Annotated in this window: 5 protein-coding genes; 1 reads left to right on the top strand and 4 read right to left on the bottom strand. The window is 45.6% G+C overall.

Features of this window, described 5'->3' with window-relative positions:
• The 4 genes from Q0200_RS10220 to Q0200_RS10205 form a co-directional block, all read right to left on the bottom strand.
• Positions 1 to 1068, bottom strand: a 1068-nt coding sequence (locus tag Q0200_RS10220) for a HAMP domain-containing sensor histidine kinase (RefSeq protein WP_297940904.1), incomplete at its 3' end; no start/stop codon positions are given.
• Entirely contained in the window at positions 1061 to 1723 is a 663-nt protein-coding gene (locus tag Q0200_RS10215; RefSeq protein WP_297940902.1) for a response regulator transcription factor, read from the bottom strand. The genes Q0200_RS10220 and Q0200_RS10215, both read right to left, overlap by 8 nt.
• Positions 1723 to 1989, bottom strand: coding sequence for a hypothetical protein (locus tag Q0200_RS10210; RefSeq protein WP_297940901.1), 267 nt, complete (start codon positions 1987 to 1989; stop codon positions 1723 to 1725). The genes Q0200_RS10215 and Q0200_RS10210 overlap by 1 nt, the downstream gene beginning before the upstream one ends.
• A gap of 64 nt (positions 1990 to 2053) precedes the next feature.
• Positions 2054 to 2965: an AEC family transporter gene (locus Q0200_RS10205; RefSeq protein WP_297940899.1), complete on the bottom strand. Its 912-nt coding sequence runs from the start codon at positions 2963 to 2965 to the stop codon at positions 2054 to 2056.
• A gap of 145 nt (positions 2966 to 3110) precedes the next feature.
• On the opposite strand from Q0200_RS10205, the gene Q0200_RS10200 reads away from it, so the two are divergent.
• Positions 3111 to 3939: efflux RND transporter periplasmic adaptor subunit (locus Q0200_RS10200; RefSeq protein ID WP_297940897.1), on the top strand; the 829-nt coding region annotated here is incomplete at its 3' end.

Below are 3939 nucleotides of genomic sequence, written 5' to 3'. Positions count from 1 at the left end.
GATGCCAAAGCCGCCTTGATCTTCATTAAACCGCGTGTATCGCTCGAAAATTTTATCTTGCTGCTCTTTGTTTAACCCCTCGCCGCTATTTGAGATTTTTAGCTCGCCGTCTTGCAAACTAACCGCGACGTAGCCGCCTTGGTTTGCGTATTTTACGGCGTTGCTTAGTAGGTTATCCACCGCACGTTTTAGCTCATAGCCATTTGCATTTATGAGAGCGTCTTTTAAATTTGGCCTTAAATCAAGCCCTCGCTTGGCAAAAAACGGAGCGAAAAACTCTAGCCGCTCGTTTAAAATATCTTTCAAATTTAGCTCTTCTTTTGGTGCGCAGCGCTCGGCGCCAAACGATAAATACGTAAGATCCTCGTAGGTGCGACTTAGCGTTTTGGCGGCGGTTTGGATGTTGTTTATACGCTTTAGATTTCGCTCGCTTAGGCTACTTTTATCTGCTGTTTCGATGCTCATGAGTATCACGCTAAGGGGCGCGTTTATCTCGTGCGTGGAGTCTTTGATAAAGCGATTTAGCGCGGCGATCTTAGCGTGTAGCGGCGCTAGCGCGGTCTTTGCTAGATAAAAGGCGATTATCATGATGACGCCTAAAACGATAAGCAAATTTAGCGCCGTACGCAGCCGTAGCAAATTTAGCTCGCTCGTGATGTCCTTGCCGCTTAGCGCGATCTTTGCCGTGGCTAGCTCGTCCGCGCCGCCTTCATCCATGTTTTGCAAAGCCTCAAATATCGTCACCTTACCGTCCGATACGACTGCACCACTCTGTGCGTCGTCAAATTTAGCGCAGCCCGCCTCGCCGTATAAAATTTGACCGCTTTTAGCTACGATGCAGGCTTTGACGTCTTTTTCGGCGGTAAAGTTTTTTACCGCGCCAAGCCCGTCCATGCGCGCTTTCATGTAGATGCCCATCTTGATCTCTTTTAGGTTTTTGACCTCGTTTGAGACGAGGGCTTCTTTTTTCATATTGTAGTCGTTCGTGAAAAAATATCCTAAAAATAGGGCGCTAGTGATGAGATAAAGCGAGAGGATTTTAGCTATAACGGCGGAGCGCTCAGACATAGATATAGCCGTCGCCGCGCCTGTTTACGATCGCGTCCTTGCCTAAAATTCGGCGTAAATTTTTAACGTAAACCCGCAGGCTCAGCTCGCTTGGCTCCTCGCCGTAGTTCCAAATTTTCTCAAATATCGTCTCTTTGCTTAGCAGCGCGTTTTTATTTTCCAAAAATAGCGCCAAAAGTTCGCTTTCTTTGTTTGAGAGGTTTACGATTTGCCCGTTTTGCCGGAGCGTTTTGGAGCTTGGATAAAATTTATATCCGCCATTAAGCTCGATAAATTCGTCATTTACGTGAGAAAATTTGCGCTTGATTAAAATTTGAATACGAAGCAAAAGCTCTTTTAGCTCGTAGGGCTTTTTTAAGTAGTCGTCGCAGCCACTTTTGTATCCGATCTCTAGGTCTTGCAGTGCGTTTAGCGAGGTGGTAAAGATCGCAGGCGTGTCGTCGCCAAGCCGCCTAAGTTCGCGCAAAAGGGAGAAACCGTCGCCTTTAGGTAGCTTGACGTCGAGGATGAGGATATCAAAATTTCGCTCGTAGGCGGTATCTAGAGCTACTTTAGCATCGGCGCAAACGGTCACGTCGTAGCCTTGTTCGCTCAGATACTCGCTGATGAGTTCGCTTAGCGTCTCATCGTCCTCTACGAGCAAAATTTGCGTCATTACATCTTACCCTTTTTCATGTCTTTCATATCGTCTTTCTTTTTACCCATATCGTCTTTCATCTCTTTCATGTCGCCCTTCATTTCGTCCTTTTTTATCATCATATCGTCTTTTTTCTCCATCATGGCGTCATTCTTTTCCATCATGGTATCTTTCTTTTCCATCATGGTATCTTTCTTTTCCATCATATCGCCTTTCATCTCGGCGGCAAAGATAGAACCCGTAACAAACAACGCGCTAAGCGCAACTAAAGCTAACTTTTTCATAGCATCTCCTTTGGGAAAATTTATGATTGAAGTTTAGCCAAGAAACGTAAAATGAGCGTGAAATTTAAGCCATCAAGCTAAAAACGTACGATAAAAGCGGCAGGCTAACAAAGCTAAACGCGACTCCGACGGCCACTGCGGCTACGGCTAGCTGGCTATCAAGTTCTGCTTTCATGATCATCGCGCTTGCTAGCACCATCGGCGGCATGGCGCACTGCAAGATGCCGATCATCCAGGTTTGACCGAAATTTACGCCAAAAACTATCGTAACGAGTATGAATAAAAACGGCGCGACGAGCATCTTGCCGACGATTACCACTGCGGTTGATTTATAACAGCTCTTGATACTGCGAAATCCTAGCCCGATGCCGATCGCAAAAAGAGCGACGGGAACGACGCTTTGCGCAAAAAGCGTAAGCGCATCAAATAGCACGCTTGGAAGCGGAACGCCGCGAAGCAAAAAGCCCAAAATAAGCGCGACGAAAGGAGGAAATTTGACCACTTTCATCACGTTTTGCACGAGCGAAATCTTTGCCGGAGCGCCAAAAGCCAGGATAAAAGGCCCAAAAATGCTAATCGGGATCGAGGTAGCTAGCTGATCGTAAAAGATAACTTCGTTCATCGCATCCTCTCCGAAAAAGCCCTTAATGATAGGCATGCCCATAAATACGGTGTTTCCAAACATTCCTAGCAGTACGGCGCTCACGGTCGTGGCTTTGTTAAATTTTAAAAATTTGCACGCCAAAAATATCGCCGCAGCGCCCAGCATCGAACAGGCAAAGCCCGTGGCGATGACGTTTATAAGCGTGGTGTCGATGTTTACGTGGTAAATTTTATCGAAAATCAGCGCCGGAAGCGCGAAGCAAAGCGCGTAGTTTATGAAAACGGAGGCGTTTTTTTGCTCAAAGACCTTAAATTTTTTCGCCCCGTAGCCGGAAGCGATAATGATAAAAATGGATAATAATTGCGTAAACATTTGCGTAATCCGAGTTATAAATTTTAAAAATGCGATTATACGGCGGCTAGCATTAAAGAAAAATAAAATTTAATTGAATTACTTAACATCGCCTTAACGCATTTTTGTATATAATCTCGCGTTAAATTTAAAAAAGCGAGAAATAATGAAAAAACTTATCAAATTTATCGCGGTTTTCGCCGTGCTAGCGGGTGCGGGCTATTACTTTTACGATAAAAATTTTAACGTCCCGCAAGTCGATCAGTTTATCACCTCAAAAGCCGTTCGCGGCGAGCTCGTAAAAAGTATCGAAAGTAACGGCGAGATCTATGCTACCGAGCTAATCGACGTTGGCGCGCAGGTAGGCGGCCAGATCAAAAAGCTCTACGTAAAGCTCGGCGACGTCGTAAAAGCCGGCGATATGATAGCAGAAATCGACTCCGCGACTCAGCAAAACAACGTAGATACCAAAAAAGCGCAGCTTGGTATTTACGAAGCGAAGTTAAATTCAGCCAAAGTCGCGCTTGAGATTTCAAAGACCAAATTTAAGCGCGAGCAAGAGCTTTTTGCTAAAAACGCAACCTCAAAAGAGGAGTTTGAAAACGCCAAAAATACCCTAGCTGCAAACGAAGCCTCGCTAAAAGAGATAGAGGCGCAAATCGTTCAGGCTAAAATCTCTCTAAACACCGCTCAAATCGACCTTGGCTACACTAAAATCACCGCTCCAAAAGGCGGCGTCGTGGTCTCCGTGCAGGTTGAGGAGGGTCAAACCGTAAACTCAAACCAAACTACGCCCACTATCGTAAATATCGCTGATCTAAGCAAGGTTCAGCTAAAAATGGAGATAGCCGAGGGTGACATCACAAAGATAAAAGTAGGCTCAAGGGTCGAGTACTCGATACTCTCTGAGCCAAACCGTAAATTTCACGCTCGTATTAGCTCGATCGACCCGGGCCTAACCACGCTAAGCAACGGCAAATACGCTACGACTACAA

The sequence above is a fragment of the uncultured Campylobacter sp. genome (genome assembly GCF_938045225.1).
Classification (GTDB): domain Bacteria; phylum Campylobacterota; class Campylobacteria; order Campylobacterales; family Campylobacteraceae; genus Campylobacter_A.
Note: the sequence above shows the minus strand (reverse complement) of the source record. Positions and strands in the feature narration are given on the sequence as shown.

Excerpts from the sequence above, each read along its gene's own strand:
- Q0200_RS10215 (WP_297940902.1), bottom strand. The coding sequence starts at position 1,723 with ATGACGCAAATTTTGCTCGTAGAGGACGATGAGACGCTAAGCGAACTC.
- Q0200_RS10210 (WP_297940901.1), bottom strand. The coding sequence starts at position 1,989 with ATGAAAAAGTTAGCTTTAGTTGCGCTTAGCGCGTTGTTTGTTACGGGT.
- Q0200_RS10205 (WP_297940899.1), bottom strand. The coding sequence starts at position 2,965 with ATGTTTACGCAATTATTATCCATTTTTATCATTATCGCTTCCGGCTAC.